The following is a 26,319-nucleotide window of genomic DNA, read 5'->3' as shown; positions in this document are numbered from 1 at the left end:
GCCCCGGTTGTCAGACGGTGGCGTTGGCATCCCTTTCCGCGATCCGGCGCGAGTGCAGCAGCCGGTGCGCGGTAATCACCACCGCCAGCCAGGCCAGTCCCAGCGTCCACGCCACCAGGACGTCGGTGAACCAGTGATGGCCCAGATACACGCGGCTCAGCCCGACAGCTGCGGCGAACAACACCGCGACAGCAAGGGTCAGCATCTTGGCGCGGCGGGTGTGCAGATGCAGGATTATCAGATAGGCGGCCATTCCGGCCATCACCACCGAGTTCAGGGAATGACCGCTGGGAAACGATGCGGAATATTCATACGGCGGAATGGCGTCGGCCAGCGGAGGCCGGTCCCGTCCGATCAGGTCCTTGCCCGCCACGGTCATCAGCAGTGATCCGGCCGCCGCGCAGACCATCAGCAGCAGCGGGGTCCAGGTCTTCCACCGCAGCATCATGATCAGTGTCACCGCAGCTGCCAGGATGGGCATCCCCACGAGACCGGCAAGGTTCGTGAATCCTGTCACTGCCGCGTCCAGCTCCGGAGACCGTACCGCCTGCGCGGCTTTCAGGACCGGGTGGTCCAGCTGTGCAACGCCGTCGGACTCCGCCACCGCGTCGTAGACCTCAGCAGAGCCCAGAGTGAGCAGAAGGGCGGGGATCAGTCCCACAGCCAGGGTGATGAGCAGGGCCGCCCGGGGCGAGGTCCAGTCCACCAGGCGGTGCAGGGCCGCGGCCAGCCACGCCGGCAGCCAGGCCGGCTCCGGCGGGCCGGCAACGTCCGCGGTGGTCGGCGGATTTGTGCGGCGAGGAGTGTCGCGTGAATCGGGGCTCGGATCCCGAGGGGCGGCGTCGGTCATGATCCAAGTATGCCCAGTCTGCGGCAGAGCCAGTCCAGATTGTTTCCGAGACCGGCCTTCCACACCTGCCAGGAGTGGCCGCCGGGCAGCTCCTGGAGGGTCACATCCATGCCCGCCGCTTTGGCCGCCGCATAGACCTGCTTGCCCTGGGGCTCGTAGATCGAATCTCCGGTTCCCACCGCCACGATGCCGGCGGAATTCGGAAAGGATGTGGAGGCGAGCCGGTCCAGGGCGTTCTGGGCCTTGAACCGGGATTCGTCCCCGCCAAAGTACGTCTTGATGAGGTTTCCCCGGCCGGAGGAGATCATGGGGCCGGTCTCCCCTGAAATGTCAATGAAGGTGGGATAGGCGTCCGGGTAGTTGGTGGCCAGCTGCATGGCGCAGGTTCCGCCGTAGGAATAGCCTGCCACCGCCCACTGGCTGCCGCCGTTCAACCCGGAGGCCAGATGCTGGCGCACCCAGGCGGGGAGATCAACGGCCAGATAGGTCCCTGAGGAGCTGATGTCCGAATCCACGCACAGCGGCCAGTTGGCATTGCCCGCATTGGAAGCATCGGGCATCACCACCACGGGGGCAAGTCCGTTGTGGCCGGCGGCGAAAGTGTCCATCATCTGCTTGAGCTGTCCGCCCACCAACCAGTCATTCGGGGCGCCGGGCTGGCCGTGGATCAGGACGAGGACCGGCAGATTCACCGCTGCAGGGTTGGCCAGGTATGCGGGGGGAAGGTAGATGAGCGCAGGATTGGACTTATATCCCGACACGCTGCCGGGAATGGTCACGGAATAGACGCTGCCGGCGGCGGGCTGGTCCTGAGGGGGAACCCAAGTGGCTTCGGTGGTTGCCGGCAGGCCGGCCGCGGAGGACGGATCGCGTTCCGGCAGGCTGCCGGACACCGGGCCGGCCGGATCGAAAAGGGACGCCACCGTTGGGTATTGGGCATAGCTGGCGTTGACGGTGACGGAGACGGCCAGCAGGGCCAGAGCGGCAGCCGTCAGCGGCAGGACCCTGCCGGAGATCCCTTCTGAGCCTTTGATCCGCAGGACCGCAAGGATTACCGCGAATATTCCCAATCCGGCATATATGTACAGCAGACGCGGAAGGGAGGCATCCCACCAGTGGAACACGGACTCGGCCAGATACCAGAGGAGCAGTGTCAGCGTCCCGGCAGCCGCCGCGGCTGCGGGGACCACGACCAGGAGATGGCGTGTTCGGCCGGCTGCCAGCCACAACAGGGACAGTCCGCCCAGGATAAGCAGTGCTGCCGGCAGCACACCGGACACCAGGGAAAGCGAACTCACCGCACACCGTCCATGAGGCGCCTCACCAGGGTGAGACTCTGGCTGAGCGACACCTCGGGGAGGTAGGCGCGGGCCACGGCGTTGCCGATGGCGGGCAGGGAAGCGCTGTCGAGATAAACCAGATACAGCGGAACATACCGCGGCTGGAACTTGGCCTTGAACGCCAGCAGCGACCGGAATCCGTAGACCGGTTCCAAAGTGGCGCCCAGCAGATCCAGGACATGGTCGAGAAGGGGAGCTTCGCTGTTTCCACTGCCCCTGGAACGGGCCAGCGGCGCTCCGGAAAGACTCAGCAGTTCATACCCTTCCTCCTGCAGCAGAGAGGCGGCCGATGCAATAAGGAAATCCATGACCGGACGGAATCCGGAGCTGCGGCGACGCATGAAATCCAGCGTCCAGCCCACCACCCTGCCGTCCCGGTAGATCGGCAGCCAGGAGGTAACCCCATGAACGGTGCCGTCACGGTCAATAGCCAGCAGGCAGCGGACATCGGGATCGTTGATCTCATCCAGCCCGCCGAGGGTGAAACCCATTTCGGGCATTTTCTTGTCCGCCACCCACTCTTCCGAAATGGTGTGGAGCTGATCCAGCAGGGCCAGCGGAGCGGTGGGATAGTCAATCCAGCGGGCCTCGATCCCCGCCTTGCGGGCATGGTTCATGGCGGTACGGACGTCCTGGAACTTTTTGCCCTTGAATTCCAGGCTGCCCAGCGGCAGCACGGTTTCTTCCGCCACTTGGAGCCGGGCATAGCCCAGATCCGCGGTGATGTCCTCCACATCGGCGGCAACTGAATAGAAGCAGGGCACCAGCCCGTTGGAGGTGCAGAAGGCCAGGAAGCCTTCCACGGTGCTGCGCAGTTCCTCCTCCGGCCCCACCGGTGCGCCCACGGTCAATGCCACGCCCAGGTTGAGGCGGTAGGCCACGTAGGAGTTGCCTCCCGGCGCAAACCAGTAGGTGTTGCCCGGCCAGAGCGTCATCCACGCCATGGTCCCCCCGCCATGCGCCTTGAGCAGTTTCCGGGCCCGGTCATCGTCCCTGGCCTGGCGGCCGTGGGCAGGCTTCAGGAAGGAGAGCAGCAGCGCCACGCAGGTGAAAACCCAGAAGAGAACACCCACCCATTCGTAGAGCAGATAGGCGAACCCCGACACGGGCTGCAACCCGGGAATCCCCGTTGACAGTTCATGCACCGGGAGGAACCGCTGGGGAAGATCGGCGATCAGGGCACCGGCCGTTGCCTCCGGCGTGAAACCGTCCCGGTCCAGCAGCCCGCCGAGGACATAGACAGCACTGAACAGGGCTGCGGCCCCTGCCACCCAGACGGCGAGCCGGCGGTAGGTGCCCCGCGGCGCGGACACGGTGAACAGGCTGCGCGTGGCGGCCAGAAGCACAAGGACCAGCAGCGGCACGATCATCGGCAGGCCCAGGGCCAGGGCATTCTGTGCGGTTCCCAGCTCGTAATGGCCGCCGCGGTCTGCACCGCCCAGGTAGCGCAGCACCCGAATGCCTGCCAGGACCGTCATCAGTGCCTGGAGGATCAGTGCAGCGAGCCAGGCAAACCGCCGACCCCGCCGAAGGCCGTCGGAGAACACGACCAGCAGCACCTGCGGCAGGGTGGCGAGGAAGAATCCGGCCGGACCTGCCCGCAGCTGCAGCTTGGTAGCGTGGCAGTCCGCCGCCTGCGCAGGATCGGCACACATTTGGGCGACGGTCTGTGGATCGGTGGCATCCACGTAGGTGAAGAGATACCGCAGCACGGCCAGCGGACCCACCGCCTGCGAGCTGAGGGCTGAAATAACCGGCCCGACGGCGGAGGCGGCAACCACCAGGGCCACCAGGACGCGGGCTTCACGGCGGCTGGTGAACGGCCGGCCGGTATTCAGGGCGGGCCGGCGCCCGAACACCAGGGGCCCGCCAACGGTGCCCGCCGCAGCGGCTCCCAGGACGCAGATGCTGTCAAAGGAACCGCCGTACAGCGCCAGGAGCACCAGCAGGGTCAGCAGGCCCACCCTCAGGCGGCGCCGCCACAGGGTTGAAAGGCGTGCGCTCACTGCTGTTGCGGCACCGCAGACAAAGGCCACCGGGCCCACAAAGGATTCGGAGTCCAGGGCACGCGACCAGTCCACCGACAGGGCGAGGGCCGCATGGGAGAATCCGATGGCCAGCAGCGCACCGATGATGTGGGTTCCGCCGGCCACCAGGGCGAATTTTGCCGATCCCATTACCCGCTCGCAGGCCAGCCCGGCTACCAGGACCAGCAGGGTGCCGGTGATGTAGCCGGGCAAGCCGGAGGCCCAGAACGCCGAGAGCAGCACGGCAGGCCAATGGTCTGGAAGCGAACCTGCGGACAGGACCACCCAGTCCTCCACGGACCCCTCCGGGCCGGAGCGAAGGCTCCCGGTGGCAGCGCCTGCGATCCAGAAGACAGCGAGGTATCCCAGCGTTACCGGAGCGCGGCGAACACTTCCGCGAAGCCATTCCACCGGCCACCGCAGCGTCCGGCCGACGCCCGTCCGGACAGGCCCGGCTACAGAGTTAGTGGGGGATGTAGTTGCCAAGCAAGGTCCCTCCGCACGGCACGGCGTTCTTCGGAGGCCAAGGTCCGGCCCGCCGGGTGTTGCAAGTCTAGGACGCAGGGGACCGGAAAAGCATAACGGAGCGCGATCGGCCCGCTTCGTGGATAAAGTACGCAGGTGAGCCACCCCTACTTTGAGACGCCGGGACCGCTGGGATTTGCCCACCGCGGCTTTTCCCGCGACGGTTTTGAGAACACCATGAAGGCTTTCCGCGACGCCGCGGCGCTGGGATTCGGGTATCTGGAAACTGACGTGCGCACCACCCGCGACGGCGTGCTCCTGGCCGTTCATGACGCGTCGCTGGACCGGGTTGCCGGTTCCGGAGGCCCCGTGGGCAGCCGCAGCAGCCGGCAGATCCGTGAAGTCCGGGTTGGCGGCAGTGAACCGATTCCCACGTTCGAGGAACTTCTGACCCAGCTTCCCGGTGCGCGCCTGAACGTGGACATCAAGGATGCAGCCGGATCCGCGGAACTCGCCCGGCTGCTGGAGAAGCACCAGGCGCACGACCGCGTGCTGGTGACCTCTTTCTCCGACCGAAGGAGGCTCGCCGCCCTGCGCAGGCTCTCCCGGCCCGCCGCCAGTTCGGCCGGCGTTGTGTTCACCGCCCTGACCGTGCTGCTGGCGCCGCTGGGCCTGGCCGGCGTCCTGGCACGGCTGGGACGCTACCAGTGCCTGCAGGTCCCCGAACGGCAGGGACAGCTGGCGGTTCTCACGCCGTCGTTCCTGCGCCGCTGCCACCGTGCCGGACTGCAGGTGCATGTCTGGACCGTGAATGAGCCCGCTGACATGGTGCGGCTGCTGGACATGGGCGTGGACGGGCTGGTCTCGGACCGGGCCGACCTGCTTGCCGGGATCCTGGGCGGGCGGGGCGTGTGGCCGCAGCAGGGCACGCAGGCAATGGATGCCTGAGGTGTCCCGAACCGGAAATCGTCCACTGCGGGAGATCCCTCCGGATTAAAACTGCAGGGATTTCCCACACCGGAGGGCAATCCCCGCCCACCGGGGAGCTCCCGACCCCGCGCCCGGAGGGATGGCAGTATGGGGACATGCGCGTTCTCATAGCTCCGGACAAGTTCAAAGGCTCACTGTCCGCGGGGGAAGCCGCCGCCGCCATGGCAGAAGGCGTGCTTGCCGTCTATCCGGAGGCTGACGTGACGCTTGTTCCCGTGGCCGACGGCGGCGAGGGCACCCTCGAAGCGGCGCTGGCCGCCGGGGCACAGGAACGGACCGCCAGCGTGCGCGGACCGCTGGGCGGAAACGTCACCGCACTGTGGGCCCTGGACGGCAGCACGGCCGTGATCGAAACCGCCCGCGCTTCCGGGCTGATGCTGGTGGAACCCTCGGTACAGTCCTCCCTGGCGGCAACCAGTTACGGCAGCGGAGAACTGATTCGGGAAGCCCTGGACGCGGGAGCCACGGAGATTGTGCTCGGCATCGGCGGCTCCGCAATGACCGACGGCGGTTCCGGCGCCCTGGCGGCGCTGGGGCTGCGGATCCTCGACGCCGCCGGGAACCCGGTGCCCCCCGGAGGAGCCGGTTTGTCGCTTGCCGCTGCCATTGACGTCTCCGGCCTGGACCCCCGGCTCGCCGGCGTGCGCGTCCGGATTGCCGCGGACGTCACCAACCCGCTCACCGGCAGGGAGGGAGCCGCGCATGTGTTCGGCGAGCAGAAGGGGGCGGATTCAACTGCGCGGCTGCTGTTGGACGAGGCCCTGGTGCGGTGGGCGGCGCTGCTGCGCGAGACCACCGGCGTCGACGTCGATATTTCAGGCGCCGGCGCGGCGGGCGGCTTTCCGTCCGCGTTCCTGGCCTTCACGGACGCTTCGCTGGAGGGTGGCTTTGAAGTGCTCTCCCGGCTCACCGGACTGGACAGGGCGCTGGCCGCGGCGGATCTGGTACTGACCGGCGAAGGTTCCCTCGATGAGCAGTCCTGCTACGGCAAGGCGCCGCTGGCGGTGGCGGAACGTGCCCGCAGCGCCGGCATTCCGGTGGTGGCCCTTGCCGGCCGCATTACCCTGCCGCCGCATATCCTGGCCGAGTACGGAATCGTATCGGCTGTCAGCATCCTGGACCTGGTTCAGGATCCGGCGGACGCGATGGCCCGGGCCGGGCTTTGGCTGACCCGGGCCACCGTTCAGGCGCTCGAAGGCGCCTAGCTGTACCGGGCCTAGGGGTTGGAACCGGGGGCGGAAACCGGAGCCGGTTCCGTCGCCGCGCCGTCGGGGTCGGTGCCGCGCCAGCGGGCGATTGCACTCATGCCGTGGAAGGCAATCAGGGTGACGCCGGTGCCCAGGGCAATGCCGCCGAATTCCAGTCCGGCAACAACCCAGGTGAAGTTGGCGATGGCGATGATCAGTCCCAGGCCCGCGGTGGAAAGGTTGATCGGATTGGAGAAGTTCACCCGGCTGTCCACCCAAATCCGGACGCCCAAAATGCCGATCATGCCGTACAAGATGACCCCGGCGCCGCCCAGCACGCCGCCGGGAACGGTGGCGATCATGGCGCCGAACTTGGGGAACAGGCTCAGCAGTACCGCCACGATGCCGGCCACCCAGTATGCGGCGGTGGAGTAGACGCGCGATGCCGCCATGACCCCGATGTTCTCGGCGTACGTTGTGGTGGCGGAACCGCCGCCGGAACCGGCCAGGACCGTTGCCAGGCCGTCGGCCATCAGGGCGCGGCCCGCGTAGGGGTCCAGGTCCCGTCCGGTCATGGCGGCCACGGACTTCACATGCCCCACATTCTCGGCCACGAGCACCAGGACCACGGGCACAAAGAGCCCGATGACGGAGAAGTGGAAGGTCGGGGACTGGAATTCGGGGAGCCCGAACCAGGCGGCGTCCCGAATGGCTTGGAAGTCCACCTCATTCTGGAGAACTGCGGCAATGTAGCCGGCAACCACGCCCATCAGGATGGACAGGCGGCCCAGGAAGCCCTTGAAGAGGACTGTAGCGAGCAGGATGACCACCACTGTGACGGTGGCGGTCAGCGGGCCTTTCTCAAAGTTGTCCCGTGCGGAGCCGGCCAGGTTCAGGCCGATGAGTGCCACGATGGTGCCGGTGACCACGGGCGGCATCAGGATTTGAATCCATTTGGTGCCGGCGAGTTGGGCTGCCAGTCCGATCAGGAAGAGGGCGGCGCCGGCCATGATGATGCCGCCAAGTGCGCCGCCGGGGCCGTGTTGGCTGGTGGCGGCCGTAATGGGGGCAATAAACGCGAAGCTGGATCCGAGGTAGCTCGGCACGCGCCCTGCCGTGATAATCAGGAACAGAATGGTTCCGATGCCGGAGAACAGCAGGGTGGTGGCCGGCGGGAAGCCGGTCAGCAGGGGAACCAGGAAGGTTGCGCCGAACATGGCCACCACGTGCTGGGAGCCAATCCCAATGGTGCGCGGCCAGCTCAGCCGCTCATCCGGGGCGACATATTCTCCGGGCTTGATGGTCTTGCCGTCGCCGTGAATCGTCCAGGCGGTACCAAATTTGCTCATGGGTGTGCCTTTCGAGGACCCGGGGATGGTTCGTGCAGAATAGTACCGGGCATGAGGTTGCCGGGATGTTATCTTGCACCGCAGAAATTTTACGTCAGACCCGCCGGGCGGACACACTCCTGCCCGCTTAGCCACACCCCGCGAACGGACGGAACAGCATGGGCATATCAGCAGCAGGGCGCACGGTCCTCATCACCGGCGCTGCCATGGGCATGGGCCGGCTCTACGCCGAACGTGCCGTGCGCGAAGGTGCCGCCCACGTCATCCTGTGGGACCGCAACGCCGAAGCCCTGGCAGCAACGGCTGCGGACCTGCGGTCCCTGGGCAGCAGCGCAGTCCACCTCCACGCCCTGGATGTCAGCTCCCTGGCGGAAGTGACTGCGGCCGCGGAGCGTGTCCGGGCGGACGGACGAATCCCCGACGTGCTGATCAACAATGCCGGGATTGTGCGCGGAAAGTACTTTTGGGAGCACACCCCCGCAGACATCGACGCGGTCATGGACGTGAACACGCTGGCGCCCATGCAAATCACCCGTGCCTTCCTGCCCGATATGATCGCCCGCCGCACGCCGGTGCGGATCCTTAACGTCGCGTCCGCCTCCGGCACTCTTTCCGTGCCCAAGATGAGCGTGTACACCGCCTCCAAATGGGCAGTCATCGGGTGGAGCGATTCGCTGCGTCTGGAGCTGAATGAATCCGGCAACGGACACGTGCAGGTGACCACCCTGATTCCGAGCTACATCAAGACCGGCATGTTTGCCGGCGCCCGCGGACCCCTGATGACGCCGCTGATGGAACCGCAGTACGTGGTGGACCGTGCCTGGTCCGCCCTGATGGACGGCAAGGCGCGGATCCAGCTGCCCTGGACCGTTCCCCTGGGCAGTGCGCTTCGCGGACTCCTGCCGCAGCCGCTGTGGGACGTGGTGGCCGGCCGCGTGTTCAAGGTCTACCAGTCCATGGACCACTTCACCGGCCGCCCCGCCGCTTCTGCGGGCACCCCCGAAACTGCTGAGCCGGTCCGGGAAGGCAACCGATGAGCGCCGCAGCCGCGGAGCGGACCGCGGGACAAGTCCCCGGCGCCTCCGTTGCCGCAGTGGTGGCAGCGGTGCGGCAGACGTACGACTCCGCCCGGACCCGCCCCCTGGAGTGGCGCCGGAACCAGCTGCGTGGCCTGATCCGCCTGCTGGCCGAACGAGAGGACGAGCTCAACGCCGCCCTGGCGCAGGATTTGGGCAAGAACCCGCTGGAGGGTTACCTGACCGAGCTGTCGATCACCCGGGCAGAGGCGGAGTATGCGCTTAAGCACCTGGCACAGTGGACCCGCAGTGCCCGTGTTCCGGTGCCGCTGGGACTGATGCCCGCCTCTGCCAAGACTGAGCCGCAGCCGCTGGGCGTGGTGCTGATCATCGCGCCGTGGAACTATCCGGTGCAGCTGCTGCTGGCTCCGCTCATCGGGGCGCTCGCCGCAGGCAACGCAGCCGTGCTCAAGCCGTCAGAGCTGGCTCCGGCCACTTCCCGGGCCATGGCCAAGCTGCTGCCGCAGTATCTGGACCCGGACGCCGTCGTCGTGGTGGAAGGCGGGCAGGAAGCCAGTACGGCGCTGCTGGCCGAGCGCTTCGACTCCATTTTCTTTACCGGCGGGGAGCGGGTAGGCCGGATTGTCCTGGAGGCGGCCGCAAAGTACCTGACGCCGGTCACGCTGGAACTGGGCGGGAAATCGCCGGCCGTTGTCCTGGACGGCAACTTCCGGGCCATTGCCCGCCGTCTGGTGTACGGCAAGCTGCTCAACGCCGGCCAAACCTGCGTGGCGCCGGACTATGTCCTGGTCACGGAGGAAGCGGCACCGAAGCTGCGCAGGCACCTGGTGCGGGCCGTAGCCGAGTTGTTCGGCAAGGACCCCGCGAAAAGCGCGGACCTGGGCCGGATCATCAATACACAGCACTGGGACCGGCTGCACGGCCTGCTGGACAGCGGAACCGTCCTGGCCGGCGGCCGCGGGGACCGGAACTCGCTCTATCTGGAGCCGACCATTCTCACCGATGTATCGCCGGATTCACCCGTGATGCAGGAGGAAATCTTCGGGCCGATCCTGCCGGTGCTGACCGTGAAGGACCTGGACGAGGCCATTTCCTTCATCAACGCCCGCCCCGTGCCGCTGGCGTCCTATCTCTACACCCAGTCCGCTGCTGCCCGGAAGACCTTTGAACGCAGCGTCCGGGCCGGCAGCGTAAACCACAATGTGAGCACCGTGCAGCTGGCTGTTCCGGGCCTTCCGTTCGGCGGGGCCGGAGCCAGCGGCACCGGCGCCTATCACGGCAGGTACACGTTCGACACGTTCAGCCAGCTGCGGCCGGTGTTCACCAAGGGCACCGCCCTGGACACCCTGAAGGTGGCGTACCCGCCGTACAACGGTCTCAAACGCCGGCTCTTGCGCCGCCTGCTCTGACCCGTCCCCCCACCGGCGCGCGAAATGGCAGAAGCGGCACTTCCCAGCCCTGGGAACTGCCGCTTCTGCTATTTCGAGGGGGTGGAGGCTAGGAAATGACGCCGTCCACAATGGCCTTGGCCTCGGCCTGTACCTGCTTCAGGTGCTCCAGGCCCTTGAAGGACTCCGCGTAAATCTTGTACACGTCCTCGGTGCCGGAAGGCCGCGCGGCAAACCAGGCGTTCTCCGTGGTCACCTTCAGGCCGCCGACGGGTGCGCCGTTGCCGGGCGCCTCGGTCAGCCGCGCCGTGATGTCTTCGCCGGCCAGGGTGGTGGCAGTGACGTCCGAAGGCGAGAGCTTGGCCAGCGCCGCCTTCTGCTCGCGGGTTGCGGGGGCGTCCACGCGGGCGTACTCCGGATCACCGAACTGGGAGGTCAGCTCGCGGTAGCGCTGGGACGGAGTCTTCCCCGTAACAGCGGTGATTTCCGAGGCCAGCAGGGCCAGCAGGATGCCGTCCTTATCCGTGGTCCAGGGCTTGCCGTCCAGGCGGAGGAAGGACGCACCGGCGGATTCTTCTCCGCCAAAGGCCGCGTCCCCGGAGAGCAGTCCCGGGACAAACCACTTGAAGCCCACCGGGACCTCCATCAGGGTGCGGCCCAGTTCCCCGGTGACCCGGTCGATCATGGACGAGGAGACCAGGGTCTTGCCCACCATGGCATCCTTCGGCCAGCCCGACCGGTTCCGGTACAGGTAGTCGATGGCGACGGCGAGGTAATGGTTCGGGTTCATCAGGCCCGCGTCGGGCGTGACAATCCCGTGGCGGTCGGCGTCGGCATCGTTGCCGGTGGCAATGTCATACTCGTGGGCGCGCGCGATCAGCGAGGCCATGGCGTAGGGGGAGGAGCAGTCCATGCGGATCTTCTCATCCCAGTCCAGCGTCATGAAGGCCCACTGCGGATCAACGTTGGGGTTGACCACGGTCAGGTTCAGCTGGTGCCGCTCGGCGATGGCGCCCCAGTAATCCACCGAGGCTCCGCCCAGCGGGTCGGCGCCGATGTGCAGGCCGGATTCGCGGATGGCGTCCAGGTTCAGGACCGAGGGGAGGTCCTCCACGTAGTTCTGCAGGAAGTCGTAGGTCCCCACGGAGTCGGCCAGCCGGGCCTCGCCGAGCGGAATGCGCTTGACGCCCCGCAGGCCGTTTTCCAGCAGTTCATTGGCACGGTTGGCAATCCAGTTGGTCGCCTCGGAACCGGCAGGCCCGCCTGTGGGCGGGTTGTACTTGAAGCCGCCGTCGGCCGGGGGATTGTGCGAGGGCGTAATGATGATGCCGTCGGACTCCTCGGTGCGGCCGGAGTTGTACTTCAGGATGGCGTGGCTCAGGGCCGGTGTGGGGGTGAAGCCGTTGCGGGAGTCGATGAGAACGTTGACTCCGTTGCCGGCGAGCACTTCCAGCGCGGTGTTCTGCGCGGGCTCGGACAGCGCGTGGGTGTCCTTGCCCATGAACAGCGGACCGGCGATTCCCTGGCCGTTGCGGTATTCCACGATTGCCTGCGTGATCGCTGCGATATGGGGCTCATTGAACGCACCGTTGAGCGAGGATCCGCGGTGTCCCGATGTCCCGAAAACCACGCGCTGGGCAGGGTTGTTCATGTCCGGCGAGATGTCGTAATAGGCATCCAGGAGGGCGGTCAGATCAACAAGGTCGGAGGGTTGGGCAACTGTGCCGGCACGGTTAGACATACCCCTAAGCATGCCAAATAAATGCGTGCCGCGGCAGAAGCGGCGGCAGAAGGCCGCCAATTGAAGTGCCGCAGCGGCCTTTAACAAAGGACGACGACGGCGGAAAACCGCCGTCGTCGTCGTATCCCCGCGAGGGGGAGCGGATGCTTAGCGCACGCCGCCCATGAGCTTCTTGATGGCCGGGGTGCCGGCGGCCAGGGCAACGCCAATGACAATGGCCGTGATGCCGCTGAACAGGAAGTAGCTGACCTCGGTCTCGGGGTCGTAGAACTGTGCCAGCCAGCCGGCAAGCGTGGTGCCCAGCGAAACCGACAGGAAGAACAGCGCCACCATCTGGGTCCGGAAAATTTCCGGCGCCAGCTTGGTTGCCACGGACAGGCCGATCGGTGAGATGAACAGCTCCGCGAAGGTGAACAGGAGCAGGATGCCGACGATCGCCAGCAGCGGGGTGCTGTTGGGGCCGCCGCCGGAGAACGGAATGAACGCCAGGAAGGCCAGGCCCATGACGGCAAGGCCCAGGGAGAACTTCAACGGCGAGGACGGCTGCCGGTCGCCCATCTTGGTCCAGACGGTCGCGAAGACGGCCGCAAAAATGATGATGAAGATCGGGTTGATCGACTGCACCCAGCTCGGCGGCATTTCCCAGCCGAAGATGCGGCGGTCCAGGGAGGTGTCGGCGTACAGGGCCACCACGGTGAACTGCTGCTGGAACAGGGCCCAGAAGGCAGCGCTGGCGATGAACAGCGGCATGAAGGAGTACACGCGCCGGCGCTCAACCCGGTTGACCTTCGGGCTGCGCAGGATAATCACGAAGTAGGCGATCGAGGCGACGATGGCCACGGTGGCCATGACGACGGCGAGGTTCTCTGCCTTGAGCAGGCCGAACACCACAGCCAGGGCAATGATGATCACGGCGCCGGCGGTAACGCCGCCCATGAGGGTGTACTTGCTGCGCGGCAGCGGGTTGGTCACCTCGTGGGCTGCCTCGGGCAGGTACTTGCGGGTCAGGCCGTACTGGACCAGGCCGATGGCCATGCCGATGGCGGCCAGGCCGAAGCCGTAATGGAAGCCCAGGCGGACCTGGAGGAGGCCGGTGAGGAGGGGGCCAACCAGGGCGCCGAGGTTGATGCCCATGTAGAAGAGCGAGAACCCGGCGTCGCGCCGTTCGTCTTTCTCCGAGTACAGGGTTCCCACCAGGGACGTGGCATTTGCCTTGACGCCGCCTGAGCCGAGGGCAATCAGGATCAGGCCGGCGGCCAGTCCCACGGCGCCCGGGAGAACGGCCAGGGAGATGTGTCCGAGAACCACGATCGCGGCGGAGTAGAAGAGCACGCGCTCGGACCCGAGGACCCGGTCTGCGAGCCACGCACCAATGATCGTGGACAGGTACACGCCACCGCCGTACGCGCCAACCAGCGACGTCGCAACGGCAATGTCGATGCCGAGGCCGCCGTCGGTGACCGAGTAGTACATGTAGTACAGCAGGATGCCCTGCATGCCGTAGAACGAGAACCGTTCCCACAGCTCGACGCTGAAGAGGTTCGCGAGCATGCGCGGATGGCCAAAGAAGGACTTTCGGGCCGGCGGAGCGGCTGAGGTGCTGGGATTAGAACTCACAATTGCATGTTCCCACCGGAATATGTGTGCGTTGAAGTGGCAGCAGGTTAGTTTTCGCGCAATTAGGCGGAACGCCGTGAAGTGACCGTGTTAAATGTCACTAGCGTTTCGGCCGGGGCCCGCACTGTTACGGGCAGCGGCCGGGAACATCGGGTCGTGGTGCGTTAGACTGTGCGGTCACTTTCCCAGCTGGGCGGCGACGGCGAGCAGCTGTGCTTCGGCGCCGGGGCGCCCGATCAGCTGGATTCCCATGGGCAGTCCGCCTTCGGTGAGGGCGGTGGGGAAGGTAATGGCGGGAAGCCCGCACACATTCACCATGGAAGTGAACGGCGAGTACCGGCACTGCCGCTCATAGTCTTCCATCCCGCGCGCATCTTCATCCAGGCTCTCCTCCCAGTACCACCCGATGGGGCGGGGCGTCATGCCCAGCACCGGCGTCAGGATCATGTCATAGGCGCTGTAGGCGCGGATGGTGTCTTCCTCGAATCGGCGGAGAATCTCCATTGCCGTGACCAGATCTGCCGTGGTACGCCGCTGGGCGCGCCGGCGGACAGCCGCCGTGAGGGGAACGAGCCGCTCTTCGCCGCCGTCCGGCAACTCCAGGGTGGACAGGCCGGCAGTCCACACGGTCTGGAACGCTTCGGGGTACCGCTCGTCATAGGCCAGCTGCGCCTGCACAACGTCGTGGCCGGCGCCCAGAAGGGCCTGCACCCCGGCCTCCAGCGCCTGGACGGCTTCCGGTGCCAGGGTGATCTCCATCCGGGAGGAAAACGGCGAGAGGGTGCTCACGCCAATCCGGAACCGGCCTTCGGCCCGCTGGGCGGCGGACAGGAAACTCCCCTGTGCAGGTGCGGCGGAGGTGGCATGCCAGTTGGGTTCCGCCACCATGGCGTCCAGCAGCAGCGCGGCATCGGCAGCCGTGCGGGCCAGAGGACCGGCCACCACAAACTGGCCCAGGTCGGTTTGCCCGGATCCCGAAGGCACCCGGCCGCGGTTCGGCTTGAGGCCCACAAGACCGGTGGCTGCCGCCGGGATGCGCACTGACCCGCCGCCGTCGGTGCCCGGAGCGAAGGGCAGCATGCCTGCCGCCACAGCGGCGGCACTGCCGCCGCTGGAGCCGCCCGGGCTGAGGTCCGGGTTCAGGGGATTCCGGGCAGGCGGCCCCGCCAGGTTCTCGCTGTAGCTGCTGAGCCCAAACTCGGGGACCTGGGTCTTGCCCAGGCTGATGGCGCCGGCCCGGCGCAGGACGGCGGGAAGCGGTCCGTCGGTCTCCGGGGTGTACGGCGGCAGCGCCGCGGTTCCGAGCGTGGTGGGAACACCGGCAACGTCTGCCAGGTCCTTGTGTGCCAGCGGCATGCCATGCAGCAGCTCCAGTGCTTCTCCGCGGGCAAAGCGATCATCCGCGGCTGCAGCTTCCAACAGCGCAGTTTCGGGAGTCACCAGCAGGAACGCGCCCAGGGCCGGATTCAGCTCCTCGATGCGGCCCAGGAAATGTGCCGTGACCTCACGGGCGCTGATTTCTCCGGAGGCCAGCCGGTTGCGCAGCTGAAGGGCAGTCATTTCATGCAGATCCGGGCTCGGGGCGGACTGCGGCTGGACTGACATGTGACCTCCGGGACGGGTGTTTATTTTCCGGTCAGGGCTCCCACTATAGGCTGGGATGAAGTTGACCACGGGGCACTGAATCGGAACCCCGGACGAAGGGACAGGAACCGGAAATGGAAAGTGTATCTGTAGACGCCATCAGCAAGGACGCCAAGATCCTGGATGTGCGCGAAGACTATGAATGGGAGGCGGGCCATGTGGACGGCGCCGTCCACATCCCCCTGGACGCTCTCCCTGAGCGCCTTGATGATCTGGACCCGGACCAGGACCTGGCCGTCATCTGCCGCACGGGAGGCCGCAGCGCCCGGGCCACGGCGTGGCTGGAGTCCCACGGCTACACGGCCGTGAACGTGAACGGAGGCATGGGAGCCTGGCTGGAAGCGGGAAAGCCGATGGTTTCGGACAACGGGCAGGAGCCCACCGTCGTATGAGTGCCGGGATGCCGGCGGCCGGAAGCTCCAACGCCGGGGAGATGACGTACACCTACCTCGGCCCCGAAGGCACCTTCACTGAAGCCGCACTGCTGCAGGTTCCCGGCGCGGACAGGGCCGCGCGGATTCCTGCCACCAGCGTCAATGCGGCATTGGAGATGGTGCGCAGCGGACGGGCCGACGCCGCCGTCGTACCCATCGAGAACTCGGTGGAGGGCGGGGTAAGCGCCACTCTTGATGCCATCTCCGCCGGGGAGCAGCTGCGCATCCTGCGCGAGATCCTGGTGCCCATCACCTTTGTCCTGGCGGCCCGGCCGGGACTGGAACTGGCGGACATCGGTGCGGTTTCCACGCACTCGCATGCGTGGGCGCAGTGCCGGGGCTGGGCGGATGCACATATTCCGCAGGCGGAATATCTTCCGGCGTCCTCCACCGCGGCCGCTGCCGTTGGTCTGCAGGATCCGGACCAGGCCTACGACGCCGCCATTTGCTCGCCTTTGGTGGCCCAGCGGCTGGGCCTGTCCGTGGTGGCGGAGAACATCGGTGACGTGGCCGATGCCGTGACCCGTTTTGTGCTGCTGAGCCTGCCCACGTCGCTGCCCGCAGCCACGGGCGCTGACAAGACCACCCTGGTGGTGCCGCTGCCGGAGGATCATCCGGGGGCGCTGATGGAAATCCTGGACCAGTTTTCCGCCCGCGGAGTCAACCTGAGCCGAATTGAGTCCCGGCCCACCGGATTGTTCCTGGGGGATTACTTCTTCAGCATCGATGCCGAAGGGCACATCGAGGATGCGCGGATGGCGGATGCGCTGAAAGGACTGCACCGGATTAGCCCGGACCTAAGGTTCCTGGGCTCCTATCCTCGGGCGGACCGGCGCGAACCTGTGGTTCCGCGGCACAACACGGACGAAGCATTCCGGGCCGCCGACCTCTGGCTTGCCGGGCTCACCAGGGGTTAATCTCTGCGCAGGGGTCGTCCAGGGATGACCGGCACAAGCCACTACCGGAAAAGAGACACGCATGGTGCGGTTGCGGCGCAGTAACTGTGAGCATCCGGGGTATTCCCGGCGGAAGTGGGGCCGCGGCTTCAGCTACCGCGGCCAGCGCGGGGACGTCCTGACGGACCGTGCCGCCCTGGACCGGATCCGGTCGCTCGCGATTCCGCCGGCTTGGACCGACGTATGGATCAGCCCCTATCCCAACGGCCACATCCAGGCCACGGGCACGGACGGTGCCGGGCGGCGGCAGTACATCTACCATCCGTACTGGCGGGAGCTCAAGGACCGGGAAAAGTTTGACCGGTCCCTGGCCTTTGCCCAGTCCCTGCCGGCTGCCCGGCGGCTGATCACCAAGCACCTGCGCGCGGAGGGGACGGGGCCGCAGCGCGCCTATGCCGCTGCCCTGCGGGTTGTTGATGCCGGTGCGCTGCGTATCGGCGGAGAGCGCTACGCGGCGGTGAACGGCTCCTATGGCACCACCACCCTGCGGATTGAACACGTCTCAATCCAGGGCGACGAGGTGCGCTTCGACTTTCCGGGCAAGAGCGGACAGGAATGGCACACTCTCATCAAGGACCCGGACCTGGTGGCCGCCCTGAGGCCCATGCTGGACCGCCCCAATCCCGATACGGCGCTGGCTTATCAGGGTGAAGACGGCAGCTGGCACAGCATTTCCGGATCTTCCCTGAACTCCTTCCTCAAGGAAGTGACCGGCGGCGACTTCACTGCCAAGGATTTCCGGACCTGGCAGGCAACAGTCGTAGCCGCGATGCACCTGGCCAGGGCCTTTCCCCTGGCTTCCACAAAGCGGGACAAGCAAAAAGCTGCGGCCGCCACCGCCCGGAAGGTGGCTGAGCATTTGGGAAACACGCCTGCCGTCGCCAAGAAGTCCTATATTGATCCACGCGTAGTGGACCGGTTCTTCGACGGTGAAGTCATAGAAGTTGCAGGATTCTCAGCATCGGAAACCGCTGTTCGACTGATGCTGACCGAGTGAGCCGGCTTTGTGGTCACGGGCCTTCCGTGGGTGGAGGCACTTTTCCGGTTCCGGGATTCATCAGTATGCTGATGGAAGAGGTGCGGAGATTGTCCGTACACAAGGTGCAGGACTGAAAGCTGGTCCTGTCTCAATGTTCAGGAAGGCAAAGCGAATGTCTGAATACCCTAATGAGGAAGAACAGCTGACCGACCCGAAGCCCAGCGGCCAGTCCACCGGCGATGACAACCTGCGCGGAGATGCCGGCGACCAGGGCAACGACATCAGGTTTGCCGAAGAAGAGGCTTTGATCCGCGAACAGGCTTCCCCCGCCTCGCTGGATCACAACAATGACGGCGAGTACACGGACCGTGACGATGCGGAAAGTGTCCCGGCTTCCCAGCCTGAGGGCGAGTACACGGACCGCGACGACACCGACGCCGCCAAGCCCTCCCAGCCTGAGGGTGAGTACACGGACCGCGACGACACCGACGGCGTCAAGCCCTCCCAGAGCGAGGGCGGCTACACGGACGCCGAGGGCACCCAGGACTAGTTTCGTCCGCTCGCCCGCCCCGGAGAACGCGCACTGCTGTGCGCAAACTGCGGCCGGGGCCGCTGCTGGTCCGGTGAAGGTGCCCGGACCAGCAGCGCCAGGGGATCCACCTGCACCCGCACCGTGGTGGCGGCTCCGGTCAGGTCTCCGTCCAGCTGGGTCTGCGTAGGCTGCGCGACGCGGATCTCCACCGTCCGGGCCCGGCGGTAATCGATCACCGGGATCTTCCGGGGATTCTTGGTGACCACCTTGCCGGCCACCCAGAGCCATCCGGCCAGACTCCGCGGTGACATGACCACCACGTCCAGCAGTCCGTCGTCCATCTTGGCTTCCGGGATGAAATCGATCCCGGCAGGCAGTCGGCCAAGATTCGCGAACAGGACGCTGCGGACCTTGCGGAACACCGGCGGTTCGCCGTCCACTGAAATACTCATGCGGGTCCGGCGCCCGGGCAGCAGCCGCACACCCGCTTCGCTGTAGGCCAGCCAGCCCACCCGCTTCTTCAAATCATCCCGGGTGGCGGCAATAACCTCGGCATCAAGGCCGATTCCGCCCATCACCAGAAACGCACTGCTGCTGTGCTCGCCGCTGACCGAGTTATCAAAACTGATGGTGCCCATGTCGATGCGCCGCTGGTCTCCGTGCAGCGCCGTGCGGATTGACGCCGGAAGGTCAGCCACCGGCAGCCCCAGGTTGCGCGCAAGGAGGTTTCCCGTTCCCAGCGGCAGCAGTCCGAGCGCCGCCTCAGTGTTGGCCAGGGCACGTGCCACCTCACGGACGGTTCCGTCGCCGCCGCCGGCCAGTACGACGTCGGCTCCCTGCTCCACTGCCAGCCGCGCCTGTTCGTAACCGGGGGACCGGCGGGTGGTCTCCAGAATTAGGGGCGGATCCCACCCCGCCATTTCACACGCCTCGGCGAGCAGTGCGCGCGCTGCCGGTGCCTGCACCTTGACGGGGTTGATCACCATGGCCACCCGCTGGTGTCCGGGGGCAAGTGTCTTGACGATGACGCGCCCGGCGGCAAGACGCCGGCGCCGCTGCAGCCAGGCCCAAACTGACAGGGCAACCAGGGCCGCGGCCAGCAGTGCCAGAAGGATGATCAGGGGCGTAGACATAGTGGTTCCCAGCCTAACCCCGGCCGGTGCCTGCCCCTGTCCGGCTTTTGGGTACTCTTGAATCGTGATCGATGTAAATGAGCTCCGCGAAAACCCGAATAAATTCCGAGCCTCCCAGCGCGCCCGTCAGGCGGACGAGTCCCTGGTGGATGCGATCATTGCTGCCGACGCTGCGCGCCGTGATGCACGCACCAGGTTTGAAAACCTGCGCGCCGAGCAGAACGCCTTCGGCAAGCGCGTCGCCAAAGCCAAGGGTGAGGAAAAGCAGGCACTCCTGGCCGAGGTCAAGGAACTCGCCGGTGCCGTGAAGGCAGCCGGTGCAGAGGCCGATGCTGCCCAGGCCGAATCCGATGCGCTGCTGCGCCGGATCCCCAATCTGATTTCCGACGGTGTTCCCGCCGGCGGAGAAGATGACTTCGAGGTCGTCAAGACAGTCGGCACGCCGCGGAACTTCGAGGCCGAAGGCTTCACTCCCCGCGACCACCTGGAAATCGGTGAGCTCCTCGGCGCCATCGACATGGAACGCGGCGCCAAGGTTTCCGGCTCACGGTTCTACTTCCTGCGCGGCGTGGGTGCCCGCCTGGAGCTGGCCCTGCTGAACATGGCGATGGACCAGGCTGTCCAGGCCGGGTTTGTGCCCATGATTACTCCCACGCTGGTCCGCCCCGAAACGATGCAGGGCACCGGCTTTGACGTGGCGCACGACGCCGAGATCTACCGTCTGGCCGAGGATGACCTGTATCTGGTGGGCACCTCCGAGGTGCCGCTGGCCGGCTACCATGCCGACGAGATCCTGGACCTGAACGGCGGGCCGGTCCGCTACGCCGGCTGGTCATCCTGCTACCGCCGTGAAGCCGGTTCACACGGCAAGGACACCCGCGGAATCATCCGCGTCCACCAGTTCAACAAAGTGGAAATGTTCATCTACACCAAGCCCGAAGATGCTGCTGCCGAGCATCAGCGCCTGCTGGCCTGGGAAGAGGAAATGCTGGCGAAGGTGGAGCTGCCATACCGGGTGATTGACACCGCTGCCGGCGATCTGGGCATGTCCGCCGCCCGGAAGTTCGACTGCGAAGCCTGGGTTCCCACCCAGAACGCTTACCGCGAGCTCACCTCCACCTCCAACTGCACCACGTTCCAGGCCCGGCGCCTGAACATCCGCGAACGTCAGGAGGGTGAGGGCAAAGGCACCCGTGCCGTCGCCACCCTCAACGGCACCCTGGCCACCACCCGGTGGATTGTTGCCATCCTTGAGCATCACCAGAACCCGGACGGCTCCGTCAACGTTCCGGCTGCGCTGCGGCCCTACCTCGGCGGTCTTGAAGTTCTTCCCGTCCTGTAAGCCGCCGGTGCCGGGCAGGCCCTGTTCCTGAAAGTCGGAACAGGGCCTGCTTTTGCTCCACACCTGTACACATATGTGAGCCGCGTCCTTTCCGGATCTGCGGCCATCTGTTTAAATGAGGCGATGACTATTTTGACGAGCACCGGCATCGAAGACCGGCAGAATCCTGACCGAAACGTTCACCTCGTGGCACTGGATGTGGACGGCACCCTGGTGGACCACGACGGACACATGTCCCCGGGTGTCCGCGAATCCGCAGAGGCGGCAATTGCCGCCGGGCACCAGCTGGTGATTGCCACCGGCCGGTCCTACGGCGCGGCACTTCCCGTCCTGGAGCGCCTGGGCATCACCAAGGGGTACTGCGTGGCCTCCAACGGCGGCGTCACCCTGCGCGTAGACACCTCGCTGCCCGACGGTTACGAAGTGCTGGACCGAGTGGTTTTTGATCCCAAGCCGGCACTTGACGCGCTGCGGATCAAGCTGCCCACCGCCAAGTTCGCGCTCGAAGATTCCTCCGGAAACTTCCTTTCCACCGAGCGCTTCCAGGACGCCAGCTTCGGTGTGGAGGCTCAGGCAGTGGACTTTGAACGGCTGCGCAGCGCCGAGGCTGTGCGCGTGGTGGTCTTCAGCGTCGACTCCACCGCCGAAGAGTTCGGCGAAGCGGTCCGGGCAATCGGCCTGCACGGCGTGACCTACTCCGTAGGATGGACGGCTTGGCTGGACATCGCCGCCGAGGGCGTCACCAAGGCCAGCGCCCTGGAAAAGGTGCGCAGCAGCCTCGGCATTGACCGGAAATACACGGTTGCCATGGGCGACGGCCGCAATGACATTGAAATGCTCGGCTGGGCCGCCCGCGGCGTGGCTATGGGGCAGGCTCCGCAGGAAGTGCTGGAAGCGGCCACGGAAGTGACGGGAACCGTCTATGAAGACGGCGCCGCCACGGTGCTGCGCAGCCTCGCCGCCGGGTAGCGCTCAGGCATCCTGCATGGCCGGTTCAGATGCACGTGCAGGTGACGGGACGGCAGGCGCAGGTGCCGCGGGTCCGGCACACAGGGACAGCAGGCGTGCTGCGGCCGGCCGGGTGGCCCATTCTTCCTGCCAGTGGGATCGCACCACCGCCTTGCTGACGGCTTGGGAGGTGATGCCCAGAATCTCCGCCACATACTTTTGCTGCCCGCGCGCTCCCGGCGTCATGAGGTCCAGGACCTTCCATTCGGCGTCGGTGCGGCTGGCCACGATTTGTCCCAGCAGCCGCAGTACGGCCTGCGCTTCGGCAGCAATGCCCGGGTCGGGGCCGTCCACCGCGAGCGGAATGCGTTCACCGGCTTTCCGCGCCCGCTCCACTGCGCGGCGGGCATACACCAGTCCGTAACCGTCGTTGTCCAGCACGCCCTGACTCAGCGGCAGGCGCAGTTCGCCTACGCCGATTCCCACGTTCCAGCGCCGCTGCCGGACGGCGGCCAGCGCGGCCTCCACTGCGGTGGAAGCGTCGGCCAGCACGCCCTGCGCTTCATCGCCCACCGAGCGCTGAAAGGGAACGGCGGCGGGCAGATGGCGGAGCGACCGGATGAGCTCCGGAACCAGGTCCCCCGATTCGCGGGAATCCCGCTGGTTGATGGTCAGCACAAACTGCATGGCATCAGCATGCCAGACCTGTTCGCTAAAACAACCAATTGCGGTTGCGGCACGCGGAGGAAACGACGACGGCGGCCGCCCCCACCCAGGGGACAGCCGCCGTCGGCGCTGCACAACCAGGACCCGCGGGGAGTCCGGGGATGCTGCTAGTTGTTCTTGGGATCGGCGTCCACGTCGCGGCCCTGGGGCTCGTCCTCTTCGCTGCCTTCGCCGATGGCCTTGAAACGCTCCAGGGAGGCTTCAACCTCGGTCTCGGCTGCTTCACGGCCGGCCCAGTCTGCAGCTTCAACCCACTTGCCCGGCTCCAGGTCCTTGTACTTGGTGAAGAAGTGCTTGATTTCATCCAGCAGGAAGTCGGAAACGTCCGAGATGTCCTGGATGTGGTCAAAGCGCGGATCGACCGGAACGCAGAGGACCTTGGCGTCTCCGCCGCCGTCGTCCACCATGTTGAAGACACCGATGGGGCGGGACTCAACCAGCACGCCCGGCATCAGGTCGAAGTCCTGCAGCATCACCAGGGCGTCCAGGGGATCGCCGTCTTCACCCAGGGTGTTCTCGAAGTAACCGTAGTGGGTGGGGTAGGCCATGGACGTGAAAAGAATGCGGTCCAGGCGCAGGCGATGGGTTTCATGGTCAATTTCGTACTTGACCCGGGATCCCTTGGGGATCTCGATGGTGACGTCGAGCTTCATGGATACTCCTCTGGGGTGTGGTGCAGGGCACCACAAAACGGAACAGGCCGCGGCGGTGTCTGCAAAAACGGTGCCGAAAACCTAGGCTGATAAAGCGCCAACATCCGCATCTTTGTCCGCGTCGGTGCGGGCAGCGGCGCCGGTCTAGTCTTAAACATATATGTCTTGGTCCGTAATCACTGTTTTGCCGCAGTGAAAAGCGGCTAGTGGAAAGCATTGGTGAGGCCATGGGACGGACATTTTTCGGCCTCCTGCTGACCCTGGCACTGGCAGTCCTGGTGGTCCCCCTGTGCTTTTATGCCGGACCTCCGGTGCTGGCGGCTCTGGGGCACGAGCAGCCCCGCCGGCAGGTGGTGGTTCCCGCGCATCAGCAGCCCCCCGCCCGCCTCACTTCGGACGGCACCGAGTTCCCCGTCCCGGCCGGACCGGGCTCGGTTCCGCCGGATCCGGCCAAGCTGGCAGGCGTGCTTGACGCCGAGCTGGTGCTTTCGGGCAGCGGAACCTTCTCCGGCACCGTTCTGGACGGGCTGACAGGCGAGGTCCTCTATGACCTCGACGGCGGCGCCCCCGTGACCCCCGCGTCCAGCCTGAAAATTCTCACTGCCGCCGCCGCGCTCTCCGTCCTCGGCTCCGACACCCGGTTCCAAACCACGGTGCACGAAGGCACCGAGCCGGGCACCGTAGTGCTCGCCGGCGGGGGAGACGTCCTCCTGGGCTCGGGGACGTCGGATCCGGATTCCACGGTGGGGCGCGCGGGGCTGCAGACGCTGGCCGAAGAAACCGCCGCGGCCCTGGCTCCCATCAGCCGCGGAACCACGGTCAGTGTCCGCGTCGATGACACCCTGTTCACCGGCCCCGCCCTCTCCCCGTCCTGGAACCCCGAGGACGTGGCAGCAGGAGAAGCCGCACCCCTGTATCCGCTGGCCCTCAATTCGGCGTGGGCCGTTGAGGGGCAGCAGTCCGGTCCCCGGGCCGGTGACGCGGCGCTTGCTGCCGGGGAAGCGTTCGCCCGGCACCTGGCAGCCGCCGCGGCGGAATACGGCTTTGGCGTGGCTCCCGGGGTGCGGCGCGGAACGGCCGACGACGCCGCCGGCCTCCTGGCGTCCGCATCCTCGGCCCCGGTGTCGGAACAGGTGCAGCAGATGCTGCTGGCTTCGGACAACTATCTGGCCGAAGCACTGGGCAGGATGACTGCCCTCGCCCGCGGCGGCGAGGCCTCCTTTGACGGTGCCGCAGCCGCCGTCGTCTCCGCCGTCTCCGAGCTGGGAGTGGACACCGCGGGCCTGGACCCGGCCGATGTGTCCGGGCTGGGCGGCGGAACAGCCATCAGCGCCCGGCAGCTGGCCGGAACCGTCCAGGCGGCACTGACATCTGCTGACAAAAGCGTCAGGGACCTGCCCTATTCGCTGCCCGTCGCCGGCCTCAGCGGAACCCTCGCATCCCGGTTCACCGGCGCCGGGTCCGCGGCCGGAACCGAAGGCCAGGCGCCGCCCGCCGGACTCATCCGCGCCAAAACCGGAACCCTGTTTGCCGCCACCTCCCTCAGCGGCTTCGTGACTGACGCGGACGGCAGGCTGCTGGCCTTCGCCTTCGTAGCCAACGGCCTGGAGGCCAACACCGGTGAAGCACGCGCGGCGGTGGATGCAGCTGCGGCGGCGCTGGCCGCATGCGGGTGCAGCTAAACGCGTTCGGCGTACAGCGAACCCTCCTGAAATTGGAGAACCTGTGTGGTCTGATGGACCAATGGAGAGCTATGAGCAGCATCGTCCCCCGGCCGCCGCCGACTTGGTGAATTGGGACCTGGCCGCCGGAACGGCTGCAACCCTGGTGTCGCCGGGACCCAAGATGCCGGCCCGCGAAATCCGTGCAGCAGTGGCTGACCTGCGGGCCCGCGCTGACGAAGCCGTCACCCACGTCCATCGGATCACCGGGCTGGAGGCAGCTCGGGACCTGCGTGACTCGGAGGTGCTCGTGGTGGACCGCGCGTCCTGGGCAAAAGCCAATTCGCGCAGTTTCGCCGCGCTGATGAACCCGGCCCTGGAAACCCTTGCCCGCACGCATCCGGAGGAGCTGAAAGGCGCCAACGCCGCCGTCAGCGGCACCCTGACCGGTGCCCAGCTCGGTGCGGTCCTGGCCTTCCTCTCCTCCAAGGTGCTGGGACAGTATGATCCCTTCGCCGCCCAAACCCCCGGCGGGCCCTCCGGCGGCCGGCTGCTGCTGGTGGCACCCAACATCATCACTCTGGAACGTGAGCTGAATGTGGATCCGGCTGATTTCCGGCTCTGGGTATGCCTGCACGAACAGACCCACCGGGTGCAGTTCGCCGCCGCCCCCTGGCTGCGCGGACACATGGTGGAACAGATGGGCCAGCTGACGAACGGCCTGATGGACAAGGCCCAAACGCTGTCGGAGCGCCTGAGCTCTGCCGCCAAGACCCTTGCTTCCGCCCAGGGCCGTGAGGCCCTGACCGGCCGGAATAACGACGACGGCGTGCCGCGGCGCCCGCTGGACCTCATGTCCCTGCTGCAGGACCCCGAAGACAAGGCCCGGATGTCCCATCTGACAGCAGTGATGTCGCTGCTGGAGGGACACGCCAACGTGGTGATGGATGCCGTGGATGCCAGTATCGTTCCCAGCGTCAAGACCATCCGCCAGCGGTTCAATGCCCGCGGCAAGAGCCACGGCTGGCTGGACCGCTTCTTCCGGCAGATCCTGGGCCTGGACGCAAAGATGCGCCAGTACAAGGACGGCTCGAAATTTGTCCGCTCCGTAGTTGACCGGGCCGGAATGGAAGGATTCAACCGGGTCTGGGAGGGCCCGGACAACCTGCCCACTGAAGCTGAAATCCATAATCCATCCCTGTGGATGACCCGGATGGGACTTTAACCGCACGTGCCTAAGCAAGCTGATTCGAAAACCTCTGTTCCACGCTCCGAGCCCGCTCCGGCGGGCCGGCTGCGCAAGCGCCTGAACCCGACTCT

General features: G+C 66.4%; 22 protein-coding genes. 12 read left to right on the top strand and 10 right to left on the bottom strand.

Translation table 11 applies throughout. The annotated features are described in order from the left end of the window. Nucleotides 1-10: 10 nt before the first annotated feature. From ACIQXM_RS07685 to ACIQXM_RS07675, 3 genes are read right to left on the bottom strand one after another with little or no spacing between them, the layout of a single operon-like run. The gene (locus ACIQXM_RS07685; protein ID WP_400929975.1) at nucleotides 11-850 is read right to left on the bottom strand and encodes a phosphatase PAP2 family protein; all 840 of its coding nucleotides are present in this window, start codon (nucleotides 848-850) and stop codon (nucleotides 11-13) included. Further along, on the bottom strand, nucleotides 847-2,148 hold the full coding sequence (locus tag ACIQXM_RS07680; RefSeq protein WP_400929972.1) for an alpha/beta hydrolase: 1,302 nt from the start codon (nucleotides 2,146-2,148) through the stop codon (nucleotides 847-849). The genes ACIQXM_RS07685 and ACIQXM_RS07680 overlap by 4 nt, the downstream gene beginning before the upstream one ends. Then, nucleotides 2,145-4,703 (bottom strand): bifunctional lysylphosphatidylglycerol flippase/synthetase MprF, encoded by a 2,559-nt coding sequence (locus ACIQXM_RS07675; RefSeq protein ID WP_400929969.1) that lies wholly within the window; start codon nucleotides 4,701-4,703, stop codon nucleotides 2,145-2,147. Before ACIQXM_RS07675 ends, ACIQXM_RS07680 begins: the two co-directional genes overlap by 4 nt. A 135-nt stretch (nucleotides 4,704-4,838) precedes the next feature. Here ACIQXM_RS07675 and ACIQXM_RS07670 point away from each other — a divergent pair, with 135 nt between their 5' ends. Continuing rightward, nucleotides 4,839-5,630 carry a glycerophosphodiester phosphodiesterase gene (locus ACIQXM_RS07670; protein WP_400929966.1) on the top strand — a complete coding sequence of 264 codons (792 nt, stop codon included), beginning with the start codon at nucleotides 4,839-4,841 and terminating at the stop codon, nucleotides 5,628-5,630. A 137-nt stretch (nucleotides 5,631-5,767) separates the two neighbouring features. Further along, nucleotides 5,768-6,877, top strand: a complete 1,110-nt coding sequence (locus ACIQXM_RS07665; RefSeq protein ID WP_400929963.1) for a glycerate kinase — start codon at nucleotides 5,768-5,770, stop codon at nucleotides 6,875-6,877. A gap of 11 nt (nucleotides 6,878-6,888) precedes the next feature. On the opposite strand, the gene ACIQXM_RS07660 is transcribed toward ACIQXM_RS07665, so the two are convergent. Continuing rightward, on the bottom strand, nucleotides 6,889-8,208 hold the full coding sequence (locus ACIQXM_RS07660) for a uracil-xanthine permease family protein (RefSeq protein WP_400929960.1): 1,320 nt from the start codon (nucleotides 8,206-8,208) through the stop codon (nucleotides 6,889-6,891). 158 nt (nucleotides 8,209-8,366) lie between these two features. Here ACIQXM_RS07660 and ACIQXM_RS07655 point away from each other — a divergent pair, with 158 nt between their 5' ends. Beyond that, on the top strand, nucleotides 8,367-9,245 hold the full coding sequence (locus tag ACIQXM_RS07655) for an SDR family NAD(P)-dependent oxidoreductase (protein WP_400929957.1): 879 nt from the start codon (nucleotides 8,367-8,369) through the stop codon (nucleotides 9,243-9,245). Beyond that, nucleotides 9,242-10,654: an aldehyde dehydrogenase family protein gene (locus ACIQXM_RS07650; protein ID WP_400929954.1), complete on the top strand. Its 1,413-nt coding sequence runs from the start codon at nucleotides 9,242-9,244 to the stop codon at nucleotides 10,652-10,654. The genes ACIQXM_RS07655 and ACIQXM_RS07650 overlap by 4 nt, the downstream gene beginning before the upstream one ends. A gap of 88 nt (nucleotides 10,655-10,742) precedes the next feature. Here ACIQXM_RS07650 and pgm read toward each other — a convergent pair whose 3' ends face one another. The 3 genes from pgm to ACIQXM_RS07635 form a co-directional block, all read right to left on the bottom strand. Beyond that, nucleotides 10,743-12,374, bottom strand: a complete 1,632-nt coding sequence (pgm, locus tag ACIQXM_RS07645) for a phosphoglucomutase (alpha-D-glucose-1,6-bisphosphate-dependent) (protein WP_400929951.1) — start codon at nucleotides 12,372-12,374, stop codon at nucleotides 10,743-10,745. 147 nt (nucleotides 12,375-12,521) lie between these two features. Beyond that, entirely contained in the window at nucleotides 12,522-13,991 is a 1,470-nt protein-coding gene (locus tag ACIQXM_RS07640) for a peptide MFS transporter (protein ID WP_400929949.1), read from the bottom strand. A 177-nt stretch (nucleotides 13,992-14,168) separates the two neighbouring features. After that, nucleotides 14,169-15,596, bottom strand: coding sequence for an amidase (locus ACIQXM_RS07635; protein WP_400929946.1), 1,428 nt, complete (start codon nucleotides 15,594-15,596; stop codon nucleotides 14,169-14,171). Between the two features lie 113 nt (nucleotides 15,597-15,709). Between ACIQXM_RS07635 and ACIQXM_RS07630 the strand changes: the two genes are divergently transcribed. From ACIQXM_RS07630 to ACIQXM_RS07615, 4 genes are all read left to right on the top strand, one after another. Further along, nucleotides 15,710-16,027, top strand: a complete 318-nt coding sequence (locus tag ACIQXM_RS07630; RefSeq protein ID WP_400929944.1) for a rhodanese-like domain-containing protein — start codon at nucleotides 15,710-15,712, stop codon at nucleotides 16,025-16,027. After that, nucleotides 16,024-16,986 (top strand): prephenate dehydratase, encoded by a 963-nt coding sequence (pheA, locus tag ACIQXM_RS07625; RefSeq protein WP_400929941.1) that lies wholly within the window; start codon nucleotides 16,024-16,026, stop codon nucleotides 16,984-16,986. The genes ACIQXM_RS07630 and pheA overlap by 4 nt, the downstream gene beginning before the upstream one ends. A gap of 61 nt (nucleotides 16,987-17,047) precedes the next feature. Next, nucleotides 17,048-18,022 carry a DNA topoisomerase IB gene (locus ACIQXM_RS07620; protein WP_400929938.1) on the top strand — a complete coding sequence of 325 codons (975 nt, stop codon included), beginning with the start codon at nucleotides 17,048-17,050 and terminating at the stop codon, nucleotides 18,020-18,022. Between the two features lie 154 nt (nucleotides 18,023-18,176). Beyond that, on the top strand, nucleotides 18,177-18,554 hold the full coding sequence (locus tag ACIQXM_RS07615; RefSeq protein WP_400929935.1) for a hypothetical protein: 378 nt from the start codon (nucleotides 18,177-18,179) through the stop codon (nucleotides 18,552-18,554). Here ACIQXM_RS07615 and ACIQXM_RS07610 read toward each other — a convergent pair. Next, complete coding sequence (locus ACIQXM_RS07610; RefSeq protein ID WP_400929932.1) at nucleotides 18,551-19,669, bottom strand: diacylglycerol/lipid kinase family protein; 1,119 nt, start codon at nucleotides 19,667-19,669, stop codon at nucleotides 18,551-18,553. The two genes, ACIQXM_RS07615 and ACIQXM_RS07610, sit on opposite strands and share 4 nt — an antisense overlap. Nucleotides 19,670-19,733: 64 nt before the next feature. Here ACIQXM_RS07610 and serS point away from each other — a divergent pair, with 64 nt between their 5' ends. Both serS and ACIQXM_RS07600 read left to right on the top strand, forming a co-directional pair. Then, nucleotides 19,734-21,011: a serine--tRNA ligase gene (serS, locus tag ACIQXM_RS07605; protein WP_400929929.1), complete on the top strand. Its 1,278-nt coding sequence runs from the start codon at nucleotides 19,734-19,736 to the stop codon at nucleotides 21,009-21,011. Nucleotides 21,012-21,134: 123 nt separating this feature from the next. Continuing rightward, nucleotides 21,135-21,980: an HAD family hydrolase gene (locus ACIQXM_RS07600; RefSeq protein ID WP_400929926.1), complete on the top strand. Its 846-nt coding sequence runs from the start codon at nucleotides 21,135-21,137 to the stop codon at nucleotides 21,978-21,980. A 3-nt stretch (nucleotides 21,981-21,983) separates the two neighbouring features. On the opposite strand, the gene ACIQXM_RS07595 is transcribed toward ACIQXM_RS07600, so the two are convergent. Together ACIQXM_RS07595 and ACIQXM_RS07590 are read right to left on the bottom strand one after the other, a co-directional pair. Further along, nucleotides 21,984-22,646: a hypothetical protein gene (locus tag ACIQXM_RS07595; RefSeq protein ID WP_400929923.1), complete on the bottom strand. Its 663-nt coding sequence runs from the start codon at nucleotides 22,644-22,646 to the stop codon at nucleotides 21,984-21,986. 146 nt (nucleotides 22,647-22,792) lie between these two features. Beyond that, the gene (locus ACIQXM_RS07590; RefSeq protein WP_400929920.1) at nucleotides 22,793-23,338 is read right to left on the bottom strand and encodes an inorganic diphosphatase; all 546 of its coding nucleotides are present in this window, start codon (nucleotides 23,336-23,338) and stop codon (nucleotides 22,793-22,795) included. A 227-nt stretch (nucleotides 23,339-23,565) separates the two neighbouring features. Here ACIQXM_RS07590 and dacB point away from each other — a divergent pair, with 227 nt between their 5' ends. Beyond that, complete coding sequence (gene dacB / locus ACIQXM_RS07585; RefSeq protein WP_400929917.1) at nucleotides 23,566-25,020, top strand: D-alanyl-D-alanine carboxypeptidase/D-alanyl-D-alanine-endopeptidase; 1,455 nt, start codon at nucleotides 23,566-23,568, stop codon at nucleotides 25,018-25,020. Between the two features lie 61 nt (nucleotides 25,021-25,081). Beyond that, nucleotides 25,082-26,224 (top strand): zinc-dependent metalloprotease, encoded by a 1,143-nt coding sequence (locus ACIQXM_RS07580; protein ID WP_400929915.1) that lies wholly within the window; start codon nucleotides 25,082-25,084, stop codon nucleotides 26,222-26,224. Nucleotides 26,225-26,319: the final 95 nt, after the last annotated feature.

The organism is Arthrobacter sp. NPDC097144 (genome assembly GCF_044762205.1).
In the GTDB taxonomy this organism is placed as follows: Bacteria; Actinomycetota; Actinomycetes; order Actinomycetales; family Micrococcaceae; genus Arthrobacter_B.
This window is presented reverse-complemented; position numbering and strand designations above follow the sequence as displayed.

Coding starts and splice junctions, on each gene's coding strand:
- ACIQXM_RS07685 (WP_400929975.1), bottom strand. CDS start 850: ATGACCGACGCCGCCCCTCGGGATCCGAGCCCCGATTCACGCGACACT.
- ACIQXM_RS07665 (WP_400929963.1), top strand. CDS start 5,768: ATGCGCGTTCTCATAGCTCCGGACAAGTTCAAAGGCTCACTGTCCGCG.
- ACIQXM_RS07660 (WP_400929960.1), bottom strand. CDS start 8,208: ATGAGCAAATTTGGTACCGCCTGGACGATTCACGGCGACGGCAAGACC.
- ACIQXM_RS07655 (WP_400929957.1), top strand. CDS start 8,367: ATGGGCATATCAGCAGCAGGGCGCACGGTCCTCATCACCGGCGCTGCC.
- ACIQXM_RS07650 (WP_400929954.1), top strand. CDS start 9,242: ATGAGCGCCGCAGCCGCGGAGCGGACCGCGGGACAAGTCCCCGGCGCC.
- pgm (WP_400929951.1), bottom strand. CDS start 12,374: ATGTCTAACCGTGCCGGCACAGTTGCCCAACCCTCCGACCTTGTTGAT.
- ACIQXM_RS07635 (WP_400929946.1), bottom strand. CDS start 15,596: ATGTCAGTCCAGCCGCAGTCCGCCCCGAGCCCGGATCTGCATGAAATG.
- ACIQXM_RS07630 (WP_400929944.1), top strand. CDS start 15,710: ATGGAAAGTGTATCTGTAGACGCCATCAGCAAGGACGCCAAGATCCTG.
- pheA (WP_400929941.1), top strand. CDS start 16,024: ATGAGTGCCGGGATGCCGGCGGCCGGAAGCTCCAACGCCGGGGAGATG.
- ACIQXM_RS07620 (WP_400929938.1), top strand. CDS start 17,048: ATGGTGCGGTTGCGGCGCAGTAACTGTGAGCATCCGGGGTATTCCCGG.
- ACIQXM_RS07615 (WP_400929935.1), top strand. CDS start 18,177: ATGTCTGAATACCCTAATGAGGAAGAACAGCTGACCGACCCGAAGCCC.
- ACIQXM_RS07610 (WP_400929932.1), bottom strand. CDS start 19,669: ATGTCTACGCCCCTGATCATCCTTCTGGCACTGCTGGCCGCGGCCCTG.
- ACIQXM_RS07600 (WP_400929926.1), top strand. CDS start 21,135: ATGACTATTTTGACGAGCACCGGCATCGAAGACCGGCAGAATCCTGAC.
- ACIQXM_RS07595 (WP_400929923.1), bottom strand. CDS start 22,646: ATGCAGTTTGTGCTGACCATCAACCAGCGGGATTCCCGCGAATCGGGG.
- ACIQXM_RS07590 (WP_400929920.1), bottom strand. CDS start 23,338: ATGAAGCTCGACGTCACCATCGAGATCCCCAAGGGATCCCGGGTCAAG.
- dacB (WP_400929917.1), top strand. CDS start 23,566: ATGGGACGGACATTTTTCGGCCTCCTGCTGACCCTGGCACTGGCAGTC.
- ACIQXM_RS07580 (WP_400929915.1), top strand. CDS start 25,082: ATGGAGAGCTATGAGCAGCATCGTCCCCCGGCCGCCGCCGACTTGGTG.